Genomic DNA, 15,886 nt, shown 5'->3' with positions numbered 1-15,886 from the left:
AGCACGAAAGCGCGGTGGGCAGGGATGCGGGATTTCCCTGTAAGCCGTTGGGAGAGCAGGCTATTTCGGGCTTTTGCAGTCCGTGAAGACAATCGTTGTGACGGGCGGGCGTGCCTATGCGCCCCGCGCGTCGTTTTGCGTTTTGAAGGTCTGAAGAACAGATTCAGGACATGACGGCCTGAAACTGGATTTTTGGTCCCCAAAACGGGTTCGAAAAATTCAACCCGGGGAGCGGCGGCAGCTGCGTCCTGGACGGCGCGCCCAGAGCGGGCGACGAAATGAGAGGCCACGATGGCGCAGCAGACATTCACCGGTCGCAAACGCGTTCGCAAGTTCTTCGGACACATCAAGGAAGTCGCCGAGATGCCGAACCTCATCGAGGTTCAAAAGGCGTCCTATGATCAGTTCCTGATGGTCGACGAACCCCAGGGCGGGCGTCTCGACGAGGGTCTGCAGGCGGTGTTCCGCTCGGTGTTTCCGATCTCCGACTTCTCGGGCACCTCGATGCTGGAATTCGTCCGCTACGAGTTCGAGCAGCCGAAGTATGACGTCGACGAGTGCCGCCAGCGCGGCATGACCTTCGCGGCGCCCCTCAAGGTGACGCTGCGCCTCATCGTGTTCGATATCGACGAGGAAACCGGCGCCAAGTCGGTCAAGGACATCAAGGAGCAGGACGTCTACATGGGCGACATCCCGCTCATGACGATGAACGGCACCTTCATCGTCAACGGCACCGAGCGCGTCATCGTCTCGCAGATGCACCGATCGCCCGGCGTGTTCTTCGACCACGACAAGGGCAAGACCCATTCGTCGGGCAAGCTGCTGTTCGCCGCCCGCGTGATTCCGTATCGCGGCTCCTGGCTCGACATCGAGTTCGATGCCAAGGACATCGTCTATGCGCGTATCGACCGTCGCCGCAAGATTCCGGTGACGTCGCTGATGTTCGCGCTCGGCCTTGACGGCGAGGCGATCCTGTCCACGTTCTACAAGAAGATCCTCTACAAGCGGACCAAGGAAGGCTGGCGCGTTCCGTTCGACGCCAACCGTTTCCGCGGCTACTCGACCATCAACGACCTGATCGACGCCGACACCGGCAAGGTCGTGCTCGAGGCCGGCAAGAAGCTCACCGTCCGTGCCGCCCGTCAGCTCCAGGAGAAGGGGCTGAAGGCGCTGCGCCTGTCGGATGAGGAGCTCGTCGGCAACTACCTCGCCGAGGATCTCGTCAATCCGAAGACCGGCGAGATCCACGCCGAGGCCGGCGAGGAGATCACCGACAAGAACATGAAGGCCCTCAACGAGCAGGGCTACAAGGAACTGCCGCTGCTCGACATCGATCACGTCAATGTCGGCGCCTACATCCGCAACACGCTCTCGGCCGACAAGAACATGACGCGCGAGGACGCGCTGTTCGACATCTACCGCGTGATGCGTCCGGGCGAGCCGCCGACGCTGGATTCGGCGCAGGCGATGTTCCAGTCGCTGTTCTTCGACGCCGAGCGCTATGACCTCTCCGCGGTCGGCCGCGTCAAGATGAACATGCGCCTCGACCTCGATGCGCCGGACACCCAGCGCACGCTGCGCAAGGAAGACATCCTCTCCGTCATCAAGACGCTGGTGGACCTTCGCGACGGCAAGGGCGAGATCGACGACATCGACCATCTCGGCAACCGCCGTGTGCGTTCGGTCGGCGAGCTCATGGAGAACCAGTATCGCATCGGCCTGCTGCGTATGGAGCGCGCCATCAAGGAGCGCATGTCCTCGGTCGACATCGACACGGTCATGCCGCAGGACCTGATCAACGCGAAGCCCGCGGCTGCCGCGGTGCGCGAGTTCTTCGGCTCCTCGCAGCTTTCGCAGTTCATGGACCAGACCAACCCGCTGTCGGAGATCACCCACAAGCGTCGCCTGTCGGCGCTTGGACCGGGCGGTCTGACCCGCGAGCGCGCCGGCTTCGAGGTGCGCGACGTACATCCGACGCATTACGGCCGCATCTGCCCGATCGAGACGCCGGAAGGTCCGAACATCGGCCTGATCAACTCGCTCGCGACCTTCGCGCGCGTGAACAAGTACGGCTTCGTCGAGACGCCGTACCGCAAGGTCAAGGACGGCCGCGTCACCGACGAGGTCGTGTACCTCTCGGCGATGGAGGAGGGCCGCTACACGGTCGCGCAGGCCAACGTGCCGCTCGACCCGAAGGGCCGCTTCACCGAAGACCTCGTGGTCTGCCGTCACGCCGGCGAAGTCTTGCCGGTGACGCCGGACAAGGTCGACTACATGGACGTGTCGCCGAAGCAGCTCGTTTCGGTCGCCGCGGCGTTGATCCCGTTCCTCGAGAACGACGACGCCAACCGCGCGCTGATGGGCTCGAACATGCAGCGCCAGGCGGTGCCGCTGGTTCGCGCCGAGGCGCCGTTCGTCGGCACCGGCATGGAAGGCGTCGTTGCCCGTGACTCGGGCGCCGCGATCGCGGCGCGCCGCTCGGGCGTGATCGACCAGATCGACGCCACCCGCGTCGTGATCCGCGCCACCGAAGATCTCGATCCGACCAAGTCGGGCGTCGATATCTACCGGCTGATGAAGTACCAGCGCTCCAACCAGTCGACCTGCATCAACCAGCGTCCGCTGGTGAAGGTCGGCGACATCGTCAAGAAGGGCGACATCATCGCGGACGGTCCGTCGACCGATCTCGGCGAGCTCGCGCTCGGCCGGAACGTGCTGGTCGCGTTCATGCCGTGGAACGGCTACAACTTCGAAGACTCGATCCTGCTCTCCGAGCGGATCGTGAAGGAAGACGTCTTCACCTCGATCCACATCGAGGAGTTCGAGGTGATGGCCCGCGACACCAAGCTCGGGCCTGAGGAAATCACCCGCGACATTCCGAACGTCTCGGAAGAAGCGCTCAAGAACCTCGACGAAGCCGGTATCGTCTACATCGGCGCGGAAGTGCGCGCCGGCGACATCCTGGTCGGCAAGATCACGCCGAAGGGCGAAAGCCCGATGACGCCGGAAGAAAAGCTCCTGCGCGCCATCTTCGGCGAGAAGGCCTCCGACGTTCGCGACACCTCGCTGCGCGTTCCTCCGGGCGTGCAGGGCACGATCGTGGAAGTGCGTGTGTTCAACCGCCACGGCGTCGACAAGGACGAGCGTGCGCTGGCGATCGAGCGGGAAGAGATCGAGCGTCTGGCCAAGGACCGCGACGACGAGCAGGCGATCCTGGACCGCAACGTCTACAACCGTCTTGCCGAGCTCCTCGAGGGGCGGCAGGGCATTGCGGGTCCGAAGGGCTTCAAGAAGGACACCAAGATCACCCGTGCGGTGCTCGAGGAGTACCCGAAGTCGCAGTGGTGGCTGTTCGCGTCGCCGAACGACAAGCTGATGGCCGAGATCGAGGCCATGCGGAAGCAGTACGACGAGTCGAAGAAGGGGCTCGAGCAGCGCTTCCTCGACAAGGTCGAGAAGCTTCAACGCGGTGACGAATTGCCGCCCGGCGTGATGAAGATGGTCAAGGTCTTCGTCGCCGTGAAGCGCAAGATCCAGCCCGGCGACAAGATGGCCGGCCGCCACGGCAACAAGGGCGTGGTGTCGAAGATCGTGCCGATCGAGGACATGCCGTTCCTCGAAGACGGCACGCACGCCGACATCGTGCTCAATCCGCTCGGCGTGCCCTCGCGCATGAACGTCGGACAGATCCTCGAGACCCATCTCGGCTGGGCTTGCGCCGGCCTCGGCAAGCGCATCGGCCAGACGGTCGATGCCTACCTGTCGAAGCAGGACATCAAGCCGCTGAAGGAAACCTTGAAGAAGGTCTACGGCGAGGACGAGACGATCAAGTCGCTCAACGACAACGAACTGATCGAGCTCGGCCACAATCTGAGCCGCGGCGTGCCGATCGCGACGCCGGTGTTCGACGGCGCCAAGGAAGCCGACATCGAGGAGATGCTGAAGCTTGCCGGTCTCGACGCTTCGGGTCAGTCGACCGTCTATGACGGCCGCACCGGCGATCCGTTCGATCGCAAGGTGACGGTGGGCTACATCTACATGCTCAAGCTGCACCATCTGGTCGACGACAAGATCCATGCGCGTTCGATCGGTCCGTACTCGCTCGTTACCCAGCAGCCGCTGGGCGGCAAGGCGCAGTTCGGCGGCCAGCGCTTCGGCGAAATGGAGGTGTGGGCGCTCGAGGCTTACGGCGCGGCGTACACGCTCCAGGAGATGCTGACGGTGAAGTCGGACGACGTCGCCGGCCGCACCAAGGTGTACGAGGCGATCGTGCGCGGCGACGACACGTTCGAGGCCGGTATTCCGGAATCGTTCAACGTGCTGGTCAAGGAAATGCGCTCGCTCGGCCTCAACGTCGACCTGCACAACTCCAAGATGGGACCGGCGCCGACGTCGGAAGCGGCCGAGTAATTCGACCTTTCATGCCCGGCCTTTAGCGGCCGGGCATCGGTGCCCCTTCCCAATGCCTTGAGGGCAGGGCGCCCCGCTTGAGTGATTTTCGAATTTGCGGCCGGAGGCGACCGGCACGCGAGGAGAAGACGATGAACCAAGAAATTATGAATCTCTTCAATCCGACGACTCCGGCTCAGGTCTTCGACCAGATCCGGATCTCGATCGCGTCTCCAGAGAAGATTCTGTCCTGGTCCTACGGCGAGATCAAGAAGCCGGAGACCATCAACTACCGTACCTTCAAGCCCGAGCGCGACGGCCTGTTCTGCGCCCGCATCTTCGGGCCGATCAAGGACTACGAGTGCTTGTGCGGCAAGTACAAGCGCATGAAGTACAAGGGCATCATCTGCGAGAAGTGCTCGGTCGAGGTCACGCTGTCGCGCGTGCGGCGCGAGCGCATGGGCCATATCGAGCTCGCAGCCCCGGTCGCCCACATCTGGTTCCTGAAGTCGCTGCCCTCGCGCATCGGCCTCCTGCTCGACATGACGCTGAAGGATCTCGAGCGGATCCTCTACTTCGAATACTACGTCGTGCTGGAGCCGGGCCTCACCGCGCTGAAGGACCGTCAGCTGCTGTCGGAAGACGAGTATCTGAAGGCGCAGGACGAGTACGGCCAGGATTCCTTCACCGCCATGATCGGCGCCGAAGCGATCCGCGAGCTGCTCAAGGGCATGGACCTCGAGAAGCTCGAGGCCTCCTTGCGCGTCGAGATGCAGGAGACCGACTCCGACATCAAGCACAAGAAGCTCGCAAAGCGCCTGAAGATCGTCGAAGCGTTCCGCCACTCCGGCAACAAGCCGGAATGGATGATCATGACCGTGGTTCCGGTGATCCCGCCGGACCTGCGTCCGCTGGTGCCGCTGGACGGCGGCCGCTTCGCGACCTCGGACCTCAACGACCTCTACCGCCGCGTCATCAACCGCAACAACCGCTTGAAGCGGCTGATGGAGCTGCGCGCGCCCGACATCATCATCCGCAACGAGAAGCGCATGCTTCAGGAAGCGGTCGATGCTCTGTTCGACAACGGCCGCCGCGGCCGCGTCATCACGGGCGCCAACAAGCGCCCGCTGAAGTCGCTCGCCGACATGCTCAAGGGCAAGCAGGGCCGCTTCCGCCAGAACCTGCTCGGCAAGCGCGTCGACTATTCGGGCCGTTCGGTGATCGTGGTCGGTCCCGAGCTGCGCCTGCATCAGTGCGGCCTGCCGAAGAAGATGGCGCTCGAGCTGTTCAAGCCGTTCATCTATTCGCGGCTTGACGCCAAGGGCCTGTCCACCACCGTGAAGCAGGCCAAGAAGCTGGTCGAGAAGGAGCGGCCCGAGGTCTGGGACATCCTGGACGAGGTGATCCGCGAGCATCCGGTGCTGCTCAACCGCGCGCCGACGCTGCATCGTCTCGGCATTCAGGCGTTCGAGCCCGTGCTGATCGAGGGCAAGGCGATCCAGCTGCATCCGCTGGTCTGCGCCGCGTTCAACGCCGACTTCGACGGCGACCAGATGGCCGTGCACGTTCCGCTGTCGCTTGAAGCGCAGCTGGAAGCGCGCGTCCTGATGATGTCGACCAACAACATCCTGCATCCCGCGAACGGCCAGCCGATCATCGTGCCGTCGCAGGACATCGTGCTCGGTCTCTACTACGTCTCGATCATGCGCGAAGGCCTGCCCGGCGAGGGCAAGATCTTCGGCGACATGGCCGAGCTCGAGCACGCGCTGCACGCGAAGGTCATCCACCTCCACACCAAGATCAAGTATCGGTGGCAGGGCATGGACGAGACCGGCAAGGTCTCGACGCGCTGGATCGAGACCACCGCGGGCCGCGTCATGCTCGGCAATCTGCTGCCGAAGAACCCGCGGATTTCGTACGAGATCATCAACAAGCTGATGACCAAGCGCGAGATCTCGGGCGTGATCGACCAGGTCTACCGTCACTGCGGCCAAAAGGAGACGGTGATCTTCTGCGACCGCATCATGGCGCTCGGCTTCTACAACGCGTTCAAGGCCGGCATCTCGTTCGGCAAGGACGACATGGTCGTGCCGCACGGCAAGTGGAAGATCGTCGACACCACCCGTACGCTGGCGAAGGACTTCGAGCAGCAGTACAACGACGGCCTGATCACCCATGGCGAGAAGTACAACAAGGTCGTCGACGCCTGGTCGAAGGCCACGGAAGAAATCGCCAAGGCGATGATGAAGGAGATCTCCGCCACCAAGAAGACGGCGAGCGGAGCCGATGCCGACATCAACTCGATCTACATGATGGCTCACTCCGGTGCCCGCGGTTCGCCGGCCCAGATGCGCCAGCTCGCCGGCATGCGCGGCCTGATGGCCAAGCCGTCGGGTGAGATCATCGAGACGCCGATCATCTCGAACTTCAAGGAAGGCCTCTCGGTGCTCGAGTACTTCAACTCGACCCACGGCGCCCGCAAGGGCCTCGCGGACACCGCGTTGAAGACCGCGAACTCGGGCTACCTGACCCGTCGTCTCGTCGACGTCGCGCAGGACTGCATCATCACGCAGGACGACTGCGGCACCAAGCTCGGCATCAAGATGCGCGCCATCGTCGATGCCGGCACCGTAGTCGCTTCGCTCGGCTCGCGCATCCTCGGACGCACGGCCTGCGAAGACGTGCGTGACAGCTCGGGCAAGGTGATCATCAAGCGCGGTACGCTGATGGAAGAGAGCCACCTCGATGCCATCCACCAGGGTGGCGTCCAGGAGGTGAAGATCCGCTCGGCACTGACCTGCGAACTCGTCAACGGCATCTGCGGCAAGTGCTACGGCCGCGACCTCGCCCGCGGCACGCCGGTCAACCACGGCGAAGCGGTCGGCGTCATCGCGGCGCAGTCGATCGGCGAGCCGGGCACCCAGCTCACCATGCGCACCTTCCACATCGGTGGTGCGGCGCAGCTCAACGAGCAGTCGTTCGTCGAATCCAACTTCGACGGCAAGATCGTGATCCGGAACAAGGCCATCGCCCGCAACAGCGAAGGCCACCTGATCGCGATGGTGCGCAACATGGTGGTGGCGATCGTCGATGCCGACGGCACCGAGCGCGCGACGCACCGTATTCAGTACGGCTCGCGCCTGCACGTCGACGAGGGCGACATGGTCAAGCGTGGCCAGCGCATCGTCGAGTGGGATCCCTACACCCGTCCGCTGCTCACCGAAGTCGAAGGTACCATCGGCTTCGAGGATCTGGTCGAGGGGCAGTCGATCTCGGAAACGCTCGACGAAGCCACCGGCATCGCCAAGCGCGTGGTCATCGACTGGCGCTCGACCCGCGGCGGCTCGGACCTGCGTCCGGCCATCGTGGTCAAGGGCAAGGACGGCAAGGTGCTCAAGCTCGCCCGTGGCGGCGATGCCCGCTACATGCTGTCGGTCGACGCCATTCTCTCGGTCGACATCGGAGCCAAGGTTGCGCCGGGCGACATCCTCGCCCGTGTCTCGACCGAAAGCGCCAAGACGCGTGACATCACCGGCGGTCTGCCGCGGGTGGCGGAACTGTTCGAGGCACGGCGTCCGAAGGATGCGGCGATCATCGCCGAAATCGCGGGCACCATCCGGTTCGGGCGCGACTACAAGAACAAGCGTCGCATCTCGATCGAGCCGATGGACAAGACCGACGAGCCGCGCGAGTACCTGATCCCGAAGGGCAAGCACATCCACCTTCAGGACGGCGACGTCGTCGAAAAGGGCGACTTCATCGTGGAAGGCAACCCGGCGCCGCACGACATCCTGGCGGTCAAGGGCATCGAGGAACTCGCGGCCTATCTGGTCAACGAGATCCAGGAGGTCTACCGGCTCCAGGGCGTGCTCATCAACGACAAGCACATCGAGGTGATTGTCCGTCAGATGCTCCAGAAGGTGGAAGTCACCGACCAGGGCGACACGGACATGATCTCCGGCGAGCAGGTCGACAAGATCGAGTTCGACGCGCTCAACGAGAAGGCCAAGGAAGAGGGCAAGAAGATCGCCACGGGGACGCCGGTTCTGCTCGGCATCACCAAGGCGAGCCTCCAGACCCGCTCCTTCTTCTCGGCGGCCTCGTTCCAGGAGACCACCCGCGTCCTCACGGAAGCGGCGGTCAACGGTAAGGTCGATCCGCTCGAAGGCCTCAAGGAGAACGTCATCGTCGGCCGGCTGATCCCGGCGGGCACCGGCGCCTCCATGGCCAAGATCCGCGAAGTCGCGATGAAGCGCGACAAGTTGATCCTGGACGAGCGCGAGAAGCAGGCGGCCGTCGTGTCGCCGGCGCCGGAAGCGGAGCTTCCTGCGCTGCCGCCTGCGGAATGATCGTTCATCCGTAGGAATACCGAGGACAATGAAAAGGCCGGCGCAAGCCGGCCTTTTTGCTGCTTTGTTTCCCTGTTGCGGTGCAGGATCAACCTTTGTTCATCTTTCCTTCAGGCGTAAAAGCGCTTCTGCTAGGGGAGTTTAGACCGGTGGTCCCGTGACGGGGGCAGGGCCGGAGACCACGGAACTCACATGCTTGATCTCGCAATCGTAGGCGGCGGCCCCGGCGGGCTGATGAGCGCCTGGTATCTGAAGCGTAAGCTCGGCGACCTCTGCCGCGTCACCATCTACGAGGCGTCCGATCGGCTCGGCGGCAAGATCGTCACCCGCAAATTCGATTCGGCGCCGGCGATGTACGAGGCCGGCGTTGCCGAGATCTACGACTACTCGATGACCGGTCCGGATCCGCTGCGCGAGCTGATCCAGCATTTCGGGCTTCAGACCATTCCGATGGATGCCGAGCAGGTGCAGTTCGGCGGCGAGCTGCTGAACGACGTGCCGGGCATGCGCCGCAAATATGGCGCCAAGACCGCGGCCGCGATCGAGGCGTTCCGCAAGCGCTGCACCGAGGCGATGTCGCCGATCGAATATTACGAGGGCGTCGGCGCGCACGACAACGAGAATCCCTGGGCCTACAAGACCGCCGAGCAGGTGCTCGACGAGGAGGTCGAGGACGAGACCGCAAAGCGCTTCTTCAAGGTGATGGCGCGCTCCGACATCGCGACCGAGAGCCACAACACCAATGGCCTCAACGCGCTCAAGAACTACCTGATGGATGTCGACGGCTATATCGGCCTCTATTCGATCCAGAACGGCAACGAGCAGTTGATCGAGTGCCTGCAGTCGGAGGTCAATGCCGACATCCAGCTCAATCACCGCGTGCTCGCCGTCGGCAAGGCGCCGACCGGCCGCTACCAGCTCAAGATGATGAACGGCAAGGGGCCGGAGACGCGCGATTTCGATCTCGTGCTGGTCTGCCTGCCGCATTCCTGGCTCGCGACCATGGGCTGGGAAGGCGAGCAGCTCCGCAAGTCGATGGTCAAGCACGTCTCGTATTTCGACCGTCCGGCGCATTATCTGCGCGTCTCGATCCTGTTCGACACGCCGTTCTGGGGCGACAAGATTGCCGGCGCCTGGTTCATGTCGGAGGCCTTCGGCGGTTGCTGCGTCTACAATGAGGGCGCGCGCCACGACGTCGGCAAGCACGGCGTGTTGAACTGGCTCATTCCCGGCTCCGACGCGCTGGCCTTCGCCAACCTGTCGGACCAGGAATTGATCGACGCCGCGCTGAAATCGCTGCCGGCCTCGCTCGGCGATGCGCGCGCGCATTTCATGGAAGGCAAGATCCACCGCTGGCTGTCGTCGGTGAACGCGATTCCCGGCGGCCTGCCGGTGCGCGACGTCATGACCAACCACCGGCCCGAGCCGAAGGAGCATCCCGGCATCGTCGTGGTCGGCGACTATCTGTTCGACTCGACGCTGAACGGCTTGCTCGACTCCTCGGACGCGGCGACCGACATTATCCTCACCGAGATGATGCGCCTGCGCCGCGAGCGCGCGCAGGACGACAAGCCGCTCTCCGACAGGATCGATCGCGACTATTTCGAGAACTATCGCGGCCTCGGCCCCTATAGCGAGGCGTGGCGCCATTTCACCGATCCCGATTACCTGACCAAGTTGATCGGTATCGTCTGGGGCAAGGCCAAGGGCGCGAAGCTGCTGATCGCGGGCTCGGCCAGTGGCGAGCTGGTTGGCGCGCTGCGCGAGCGCGGCATCGATGCCTTCGGCATCGAGAACAACCGCGCCATCCACGCCAAAACGCCGAAGGCGCTGAAGAAATACAACAAGCTCGGCTCGATCACCGACATGCCGTTCAAGGACGGCGCCTTCGACTTCGTGTTCGAGACCAGTCTTTGCCACGTTTCCCCGAAGCAGGTAGTCCGCGCGATCCGCGAGCTCAACCGCGTCGTCAAGACCGGCCTCGTGTTCGGCTCGATCACCTCGGACATGGCCTCGGCCGTGATCGACCGCTACGACCTCCTGCGCGGGGTCAAGAAGCTCGGCACCTGGTGGGAATGGTCCGAACTGTTCTTCGGCAATGGGTTCGATCTGTCGATGCACCGCAGGGACTGCACCGATGCGCTCTGGGAGGCGACGCTCGCCGCCAACAAGGGGCCGGGCCAGTGGTATGCCGACGCCGACAGTCTGCGCTACTCCTTCTTCGACAAGGTCGAAAACGAGGACGACGACTAGCCGCAACGATCGGACCGGATTCGCCAATTGCTTTGCCGAATTCATTCTGATCGCATAGAATCAGTGCAATAGCGGTTGCCGCTATTTCCTGCTTTCTCTGCGGTCATGCCGGCCGTCAGCATCCGTTGGTTTCATGGCGTCCAAGCCTCCTTCTCCCGACAAACAGAAGCCCCCCGTGGAAGAGGCGGCCGAGCTCGACAAGCTTGCCCCCACCGCCAAGCCGGACCTCGAAGACGACGAGGACGACGAGGACGAGGAGGATGACGAGCTGGAGCTCGATGACGACGACGAGGACGAGGACCTCGTCGTCTTTACCGCGCGCGAGGCCGCCGGCGCGCTCGCCACCATCCTGGGTTTCGTCAAGCCCTATCTGGCCAGCTACAAGCGGATGCTGTCGTTCGTGGCGTTCGGCGTCGTCGTCGAGACGCTGTTCAACGTCATCATGCCGCTCAGCCTGAAGTTCCTGATCGACGACGCGCTCGGCGAGGAGGATTTCCAGGCGCTGTACAAGATCCTCGGCGTGCTCGCGGCCGCCGGCATCTTCACCTCGATCGTGGCGGTCTGGTATGAGCGCTGGGATGCGCGGCTCGCGGCCTGCATCATCTCCGACGTCCGCAAGCACCTGTTCGAGCACGTCCAGGACCTGCCGGCGGCCTATTTCGGCCGCACCAAGCGCGGCGAGATCCTGTCGCGCTTTTCCGTCGACCTCGCGGCCTTCGAGGGCTCGGTCAAGACCTTCGCCAACAGCGCGGCGCTGCCGTTCCTGGAGTTGTTCGCCGGCATCATCCTGATGGTGTTCCTGAACTGGCAGCTCGCGGTGGTCGCGCTCCTGGTATTTCCGATCACGCTGATCGGGCCGCGCATGCTCACGCCGAAGGCGGTGCAGGCCAACTACGAGCAGAAGCTCAATGAATCCGCGCTGCTCGGCATGGTGCAGGAGAACGTGGCGGCGCAGGCCGTGATCAAGGCGTTCAGCCTGCAACGCCGGATGTTCGGCTTCTTCACCTTCCGCAACGACGAAACCCGCAACAGGATCGCCTCAGCCGCGTTCCTGTCGACCATGGTGGAGCGGACGGTCACCATCTCGGTGCTGCTCCTGCATCTCGTTGTGCTGGCAATCGGTGCGTATCTGGCGACCAAGGGCCAGATCACCATCGGCACCTTCGTCACCTTCGAGAGCGCGTTCTGGGAGGTCTCCTACAACATCGCCCATGTGATGCATTTCATCCCGGTGTCGATCTCCTCGGCCGCCGCGATCCGGCACATCCAGGAGCTGCTCGACGAGCCGACGCGCGGGGCAGATCGTGCCGGCGCGCCCGATCTGCCGCGCATTACCCACGACATCACCTTCGACCGCGTCACCTTCCAGTACGAAGGCAGCCAGACGCCGGTGCTGGACAATCTCAGCCTCAAGCTCAATGTCGGCAAGAGCATCGCCATCGTCGGCCCCTCGGGCTCCGGCAAGAGCACGCTGCTCAACCTGATCCTGCGGCTCTACGTGCCCGACGAGGGGCGCGTCACCATCGACGGCGTCGACGTCCGCAAGGTGACGCTGGATTCGCTGCGCCGGAGCATGGCGGTGGTGTTCCAGGAGAACATGCTGTTCAACATGTCGATCCGCGAGAACATCCGGCTCGGCAAGGAGGGCGCGACCGACGCGGAGGTGGAGGAGGCGGCCAAGAAGGCCGAGATCCATCGCTACATCATGAGCCTGCCGCAACGCTACGACACGCCGGTCGGCGAGCGCGGCGATACTCTGTCGGGCGGCCAGCGCCAGCGCATCGCGATCGCGCGCGCGATCATCCGCAACCCGTCCGTGCTGCTGCTGGACGAAGCCACCTCGGCGCTCGACCAGACCACGGAGGCCGCGATCAACCGCACGCTGCTCAAGGTCGCCAAGGGCCGCACCATGATCTGGTCGACCCACCGCCTGACCTCGGTGGTCGAGATGGACGAGATCATCGTGATTTCAGGGGGCAGGGCGATCGAGCGCGGGTCGCATGCCGAACTGCTCGCCAGGAACGGTACCTATCGCAAGCTGTGGAACGACCAGATCCACCAGCCGCATGGCGCTGTGGCTCAGGCCGACGACGACAGCGACGATGACGAGGATGAAGACGACCTCGAGGATGATGAGGACGAGGACGACGAGGAGGAGTGACCGAGGAAGTTCGGCTCCAGATGGAACGCTCCTCCAAGCGGCCGCAGCAGCCCTTGAGCCGACCAGGCGATGAAGCGCGCCCAGCGCTGCGCCGTCCAGTAAGGGCTCGTCGCGATCGAGACTGAGCGGAAGTCGAACGCCTTCGCCGCCGACCATTGATCGCAAGCTTGCTTGACCGGATCGGCGTAGAAGCCGGCGATCTTGGCCGCATTCATCCCGTCGGAGGAAAGCCACTGCGGGATGTAGACGTTGCAGAGCCGCTCGACGTCGGTGAAGACCTTGTCGCAGCCGGTGCCGGCGACGGGGCACGAGGTCGCGAAGGCATCCCCGACCAGCACGATTCCGGGCTGACCGCGAGGGTCGTTCACGTAGAGATCGACCGGGCGGACCTTCAGCTCACCGGGGATGTCGAAGGCGCCGGTGATGCGCTTGAGCCGGGGCAGGGTGGCGTCCAGCGTCTCAGCTGGTGCACGGCGCAGCTCGCGCAGCCAGGGATCGTCGAAGCTTCGGTAGACGAACAGATTGGCGCGCATCCGCGTGCCGACTGGAAACAGCGAGATGTAGGGGGTGCGGTCGCTCGGCCGCTCCGAGAAATAGGTCAGCGCCGGGAAGTCGAACGAATTCCGACCCGCAGGCATCACGTCGAACCCGATCGAGATCGAATGGCAGGCGCTGATGACCTTGCGGGCGATGCCGAGCTGGTGGCGCAGGCCGACGTTCAGGCCGTTGGCGAGCACGACCAGGCGGGCCGAGATCGTCTCGTCGTTGGCGAGCGTGATCTTCTGCCGCTCCGGACTGGTCTCGACCGCCAGGGCCTTGGCGCAGACGCGCTCGACGGTGGCAGGGATTTCGTCGCGGACCGCGTTGACCAGCGAATCGTAGAGGATGTTGAACTGCCGGCTCGGCGCCTTGTCGAGCAGGCGGCCGAAGCGGGCGATCCAGTTCTCGCCGGCAAAGGTCGCGCGGCCCAGCACTGATTCTGCGATTCCGGTCTTCAGGAATCGCTCGACCTGCTCGTGGCCGCTGAGTTTTTCGACTCGAAAGTCCGCCGGATAGCTCTCATGCGGATCGATCAGCACCGTCGAAATGCCGGCGCGGCCGAGCATTGCGGCGGCGGTTGAGCCGGACAATCCCCCGCCGATAATGGCAATGTCGGTGTACCGCATGGCGCCAATCCCCGCCGAAGGCGGCAGTTTGACGCATCAACAGGAAAAAAAGCCTTAGCGCGGGTTATAAAAGTATATTTCACCCGGGCACAAATAGATCTAGGGCTAGCGGAATGGGCTCGTCGTTCCCACATCATGGAAGCGCGGTGAGGGCGGCAAACGGGCGAATTCCATAGGCGCGAGAAGCGCTTTGTGACTGTCGTTTCGCCTTGACTTGATCGATTCCCACTTATAGAAAGCGCCTCACTTAACGACAGGCGGTGAGCATCGCCAACGTCGGAACGGGCCACCCGTTGATCCCCAAGGATTAGATCCACAAGGGATCGTTGAAGACGGGCACCAACCTCGACGAATGCCGCTCAAACGCTGTCGATCATAGCTAGGCAATGCCAGTGCGATTCTAGTTCTCTTGAGCTTGTTCTCTTGAGATCGAATTCGGATGCATGACCTCAGTGCGCGGGCCACAGCTTTACGCTGATTGACCCGGAAACTGCGGTCCTCTGTGGCGTCGTAACGCTTTCCGCTCGGTGATGGAGCGGTTGGCGCAATTTCGCTTTGTGCGGATTGTTCCGCGGAAGGCGGGCCCATCGAGCGGGTGGCTCGAAACGAATTTGCGGTTCCGGCAACGGGCCGCGGCAAGACAGCGGACCCGGAAGGGGCCGCGGCAGAACAAAGGGTAAGGCCAGGATGCCGACGATCAACCAGCTGATCGCTCAACCGCGGGAAGTGCAGAAGTCGCGCAAGAAGGTGCCGGCGCTGCAGCAGTCGCCTCAGAAGCGTGGTGTTTGCACCCGCGTCTACACCACGACCCCGAAGAAGCCGAACTCGGCGCTTCGTAAGGTTGCCAAGGTGCGCCTGACCAACGGCTTCGAGGTGATCGGCTACATCCCCGGCGAGGGCCATAACCTCCAGGAGCACTCGGTGGTCATGATCCGCGGCGGCCGCGTCAAGGACTTGCCCGGCGTGCGCTACCACATCCTCCGCGGCGTTCTGGATACCCAGGGCGTCAAGAACCGTAAGCAGCGTCGTTCGAAGTACGGCGCCAAGCGTCCGAAGTAAGCGGGAACCACGTCCATGTCTCGTCGCCACTCAGCGGAAAAGCGCGAAGTTCTCCCGGATCCGAAGTTCGGGAACATCGTGATCACGAAGTTCATGAACTCGGTGATGTACGCCGGCAAGAAGTCGGTCGCCGAAGGCATCGTCTACGGTGCACTCGGCATCATCGAAACCAAGACCAAGCAGAACCCGCTCGGCGTGTTCGAGCAGGCGCTCGAGAACGTCATGCCGACGATCGAGGTTCGCTCCCGCCGCGTCGGCGGCGCGACCTACCAGGTTCCGGTCGAGGTTCGTTCGACCCGCCGGCAGGCCCTGGGCATTCGCTGGCTGATCTCGGCCGCGCGCGAGCGCAACGAGAAGACGATGACCGAGCGGCTCTCGGCGGAGCTCTTGGACGCATCGAATAACCGGGGGAACGCCGTCAAGAAGCGTGAAGACGTGCACCGGATGGCGGAAGCCAACCGCGCCTTCTCGCACTATCGCTGGTAACGGCGACACACTCGGACTCGCAA

7 protein-coding genes are annotated in these 15,886 nt (G+C 63.5%); 6 read left to right on the top strand and 1 reads right to left on the bottom strand.

Annotation, left to right across the window (positions count from 1 at the left end):
* Positions 1-291 precede the first annotated feature (291 nt).
* The 4 genes from rpoB to AAFG50_RS26030 all read left to right on the top strand — a co-directional run bounded on the left by rpoB (position 292) and on the right by AAFG50_RS26030 (position 13,152).
* Positions 292-4,410 (top strand): DNA-directed RNA polymerase subunit beta, encoded by a 4,119-nt coding sequence (rpoB, locus tag AAFG50_RS26045; RefSeq protein WP_011088159.1) that lies wholly within the window; start codon positions 292-294, stop codon positions 4,408-4,410.
* A 131-nt stretch (positions 4,411-4,541) separates the two neighbouring features.
* On the top strand, positions 4,542-8,738 hold the full coding sequence (gene rpoC, locus AAFG50_RS26040; RefSeq protein WP_028171390.1) for a DNA-directed RNA polymerase subunit beta': 4,197 nt from the start codon (positions 4,542-4,544) through the stop codon (positions 8,736-8,738).
* 192 nt (positions 8,739-8,930) lie between these two features.
* Positions 8,931-10,991: an FAD-dependent oxidoreductase gene (locus tag AAFG50_RS26035; RefSeq protein ID WP_011088157.1), complete on the top strand. Its 2,061-nt coding sequence runs from the start codon at positions 8,931-8,933 to the stop codon at positions 10,989-10,991.
* Between the two features lie 133 nt (positions 10,992-11,124).
* Positions 11,125-13,152: an ABC transporter ATP-binding protein gene (locus AAFG50_RS26030; protein ID WP_028171391.1), complete on the top strand. Its 2,028-nt coding sequence runs from the start codon at positions 11,125-11,127 to the stop codon at positions 13,150-13,152.
* On the opposite strand, the gene AAFG50_RS26025 is transcribed toward AAFG50_RS26030, so the two are convergent.
* Entirely contained in the window at positions 13,071-14,318 is a 1,248-nt protein-coding gene (locus AAFG50_RS26025) for an NAD(P)/FAD-dependent oxidoreductase (protein WP_028171392.1), read from the bottom strand. The two genes, AAFG50_RS26030 and AAFG50_RS26025, sit on opposite strands and share 82 nt — an antisense overlap.
* A gap of 687 nt (positions 14,319-15,005) precedes the next feature.
* Here AAFG50_RS26025 and rpsL point away from each other — a divergent pair.
* Together rpsL and rpsG are read left to right on the top strand one after the other, a co-directional pair.
* Entirely contained in the window at positions 15,006-15,377 is a 372-nt protein-coding gene (rpsL, locus tag AAFG50_RS26020; RefSeq protein WP_007603006.1) for a 30S ribosomal protein S12, read from the top strand.
* 15 nt (positions 15,378-15,392) lie between these two features.
* On the top strand, positions 15,393-15,863 hold the full coding sequence (rpsG, locus tag AAFG50_RS26015; RefSeq protein WP_011088154.1) for a 30S ribosomal protein S7: 471 nt from the start codon (positions 15,393-15,395) through the stop codon (positions 15,861-15,863).
* The last annotated feature ends 23 nt before the right edge of the window (positions 15,864-15,886 follow it).

Origin of the sequence: Bradyrhizobium sp. B039 (assembly GCF_038965675.1) — a bacterium.
GTDB classification, from domain to species: domain Bacteria; phylum Pseudomonadota; class Alphaproteobacteria; order Rhizobiales; family Xanthobacteraceae; genus Bradyrhizobium; species Bradyrhizobium diazoefficiens.
This window is presented reverse-complemented; position numbering and strand designations above follow the sequence as displayed.

Coding starts and splice junctions, on each gene's coding strand:
- rpoB (WP_011088159.1), top strand. CDS start 292: ATGGCGCAGCAGACATTCACCGGTCGCAAACGCGTTCGCAAGTTCTTC.
- rpoC (WP_028171390.1), top strand. CDS start 4,542: ATGAACCAAGAAATTATGAATCTCTTCAATCCGACGACTCCGGCTCAG.
- AAFG50_RS26035 (WP_011088157.1), top strand. CDS start 8,931: ATGCTTGATCTCGCAATCGTAGGCGGCGGCCCCGGCGGGCTGATGAGC.
- AAFG50_RS26030 (WP_028171391.1), top strand. CDS start 11,125: ATGGCGTCCAAGCCTCCTTCTCCCGACAAACAGAAGCCCCCCGTGGAA.
- AAFG50_RS26025 (WP_028171392.1), bottom strand. CDS start 14,318: ATGCGGTACACCGACATTGCCATTATCGGCGGGGGATTGTCCGGCTCA.
- rpsL (WP_007603006.1), top strand. CDS start 15,006: ATGCCGACGATCAACCAGCTGATCGCTCAACCGCGGGAAGTGCAGAAG.
- rpsG (WP_011088154.1), top strand. CDS start 15,393: ATGTCTCGTCGCCACTCAGCGGAAAAGCGCGAAGTTCTCCCGGATCCG.